At 60.9% G+C, this 2,842-nt stretch carries 4 protein-coding genes and 1 pseudogene; 1 reads left to right on the forward strand and 4 read right to left on the reverse strand.

The features are described 5' to 3' along the window. A partial coding sequence (locus tag WBB85_RS19695; protein ID WP_432640292.1) for a BolA family protein occupies positions 1 to 186 on the forward strand: 186 nt, incomplete at its 5' end. A 120-nt stretch (positions 187 to 306) separates the two neighbouring features. Here WBB85_RS19695 and WBB85_RS19700 read toward each other — a convergent pair. From WBB85_RS19700 to WBB85_RS19715, 4 genes and pseudogenes are all read right to left on the reverse strand, one after another. Next, the gene (locus WBB85_RS19700; protein ID WP_432640293.1) at positions 307 to 726 is read right to left on the reverse strand and encodes a hypothetical protein; all 420 of its coding nucleotides are present in this window, start codon (positions 724 to 726) and stop codon (positions 307 to 309) included. Positions 727 to 1,001: 275 nt separating this feature from the next. Next, a complete protein-coding gene (locus WBB85_RS19705; protein ID WP_432640294.1) occupies positions 1,002 to 1,385 on the reverse strand; it encodes a DUF4177 domain-containing protein in 384 nt (127 codons plus the stop codon). Positions 1,386 to 1,519: 134 nt separating this feature from the next. Further along, a complete protein-coding gene (gene metA, locus WBB85_RS19710; protein ID WP_432640295.1) occupies positions 1,520 to 2,446 on the reverse strand; it encodes a homoserine O-acetyltransferase MetA in 927 nt (308 codons plus the stop codon). 38 nt (positions 2,447 to 2,484) lie between these two features. Next, positions 2,485 to 2,842 (reverse strand): annotated as a pseudogene (locus WBB85_RS19715) (ATPase); the annotation flags it as partial.

Genomic DNA, 2,842 nt, shown 5'->3' on the forward strand with positions numbered 1-2,842 from the left:
GAAAGCGAGCGCTACCGCGGTCATGGCGGGTATCGCGAGGGTGGCGAGAGCCATTTCCGCATTGTCATCCGGTCGTCGTCTTTCGCCGGGATGAGCCGGATTGAACGTCACCGCACGATCCATCGGACGATCGGCCCCGACATTCCCGGTCGCATCCACGCCCTTGCGATGGATGTCGAGGTGTGAGGCGTGGCCGCCGTGGCACCGCGTATCTCCGGCCGGGACCGGCCGGAGATCGCTGTTAAACCGCAACTTTGCAGTAAGAAAGTGAAGCGGTGTGACCGTGGGTTGGTTCCAGCTTTGGCCTTATGCGAGGCGCGCAGAACCTTCGCCTGCAGGTCCCGGAACCATCAGGAAGGCGGGGATATCACGCTTTTGCAGACGCGATATCCGGCGCGGGCGTACCGAATGAACCTGTTCTTCTTCAACCTGAACAGGCGGCTTTGCGGCATTGGGCGGATACGCCAATCCCGGCAAATTGGCCGCAGCACCCGGTTCGCGTATCGGGCGGCGATAGACCGTCACCGAGCGTTCGCCCTTGACCGAGAAAAGGATGAAACGCCGATTGGCCACAGGCACCCGGTCAAACCGCACGAAGTCCCAGCCCGATGCCGAAAGCATCGTTGCTTCGCTGTCGAGCGAACCGACCATGGCCTTGCGGTCGTTCTTCAGCCTTTCCCCCTGGCAAGTCTGAAGCGGCGTCGGAAGAAATTTGTACTCATACATGTGAGGTCCCCACCCATTGCTTGGTTCAATCATTCGACAGGCGGGGCGCGAGCTCAACCAAAACATGGCGGGAATGAGGCGGATTTACGCCCAAGTGGGGGCGGTTGTGCTCGGGGATTTTCAATTAAGTGTATGAAATATATATGAAATAACTCAAGTCCCGTGGTGATGGAAACCGCCGATGGCGCTGTTTTGGACAAGCAGACAAAGATATCTGGCACCCGGCATTGCCCACGGGACGGTGACGGGCGCAAGGGAAATCCGCAGAATCCGGTCTAATGCGATTCTTCTTCAGGAGTGGCTGGCGGTGCCTTGACGGGTGGCGCGGGCGTGTCAACCGGGGCTGGTTCGGCCAAAAGGGCGGGGGCCTTTCCGGCAGGGGCCGCGGCCGTCAGCAGCTTGCGCGGCGCTTCATCGGCCGGTTTTGCGATCGCGCGGCGAAAGACCAGTACCGAGTGATAGACCGTGGTGCGCTTGGTCAGGCCCGAGCGTTCTTCCGACGGCAATGTGTCGGCGCGCAGGTAGTCCCACCCGTCGCGGGCCATCGTGTTCATCAGGGACGTCAGGGCATGGGCAAAGCGGTCTGGCGCCGATTTGACGCCGGGTGCCTTTTCCCCACGGTTCGGGGCCGGCACGACCTTGTACTCGTAATTCTGCATCTGAGCCTCGTTCGCTTGATCCCGGCAATCCGCGCCACATACTGAAAGGCGGGCATTTCGGCAAGGGTTACGCCCCGTCCGCCAGCCCCGGTGCGACCAAGGTCTGTGCCGCGTTCGACCGAAAACTGCCCGTTTCAGGCAGTCTGGCTTCCGATACGGGCGATGTCGAACGGGGTCGACTGATAGATCTCGTTGATCCAGTTGCCGTAAAGAAGATGCGCGTGGCTGCGCCAGCGGTTGAGCGGCTGCTGACCGGGATTGTTATCGGGATAGTAGTTCATCGGCACATTGATCGGCGTGCCGTTTACGACATCGCGGTCATACTCTTCCTTCAGCGTGCCGCTGTCATATTCGAAATGGTTGAAGACATAGAGTGCGCGGTGGCAGCGATCCTCGATCAGACAGGGGCCGACCTCATCACTGCCGAGAAGCGTCTTCAGCCCTTCGGCACGGTCGACCTCATCCTGTTTCATCCCGGTCCACCGGCTGACCGGGACGACGAAATCGTCCGAGAAGCCGCGCAGATAGGGCGAGGCCGGGGCAAGGTTCTGGTGGCGGAAGCAGCCGAAAGCCTTGGCGTCAAGGCTGTGCTTTTTCAGCCCGTGGAAGTGATAGGCCATCGCCATGCCACCCCAGCAGACGCCGAAGGTGGATTGGACATTGGTCTGGGTCCAGTTCATGACCTCCAGAAGCTCATCCCAATAGCTCACCTCCTCGAACGGCAGATGCTCAATCGGTGCGCCGGTGATGATCAACCCGTCGAATTTCTCTTCCTTCACCTCCTGAAATGGGCGGTAGAAGGCCTCCATATGCTCGGCGGCGGTATTCCTGGTCTGATGCTCGCTCATCCGGATCAGTTGAAAGTCGATCTGCAAGGGCGTCGCGCCGATCAGCCGGGCGAACTGGTTTTCCGTCTGGATCTTCTTCGGCATCAGATTCAGGAGCCCGATGCGAAGCGGCCGGATATCCTGATGCGCGGCGCGGTCGGGCGACATCACCATAACGCCTTCCTGCGACAGCACGTCGTAGGCGGGAAGCGTCTCGGGCAGGGTGATGGGCATTCGGGGGTCTCCTGTTCGGAAGGCCAGAGATAGTCGGGTCAGCCGCGCGCCTCAAGGGCCCGGGCAATCAGGGTTTCGAAATCGCTGGGTGTGCGAACTTCGGCGACCTCTTCGGCCGTGACAGTGACACCCCAGTTCCGCGCCATTGCGTCGTAGAGCGGCTGGCGATGGGCCAGCGCGCGGGAATAGGCCCAGCGGACGAAGGCGTCGGGGTCGACCATGTTTTCGGTCAGGCCATTGGCCTCAAGGTATTCCGCCCAGGAGGCATGCAGGAAGTCGGGCTGGTAATACATCGGTTTCGGAGCGCGGTCGAAGCGGCGGATCAGCTCTTCGGTATGGGCGTCCGATCCCTTGATCCAGACCATGAGTGCTGCGTCCGACAGCGCCGACAGAACC

This window comes from Albidovulum sp. (genome assembly GCF_049646345.1).
In the GTDB taxonomy this organism is placed as follows: Bacteria; Pseudomonadota; Alphaproteobacteria; order Rhodobacterales; family Rhodobacteraceae; genus Albidovulum.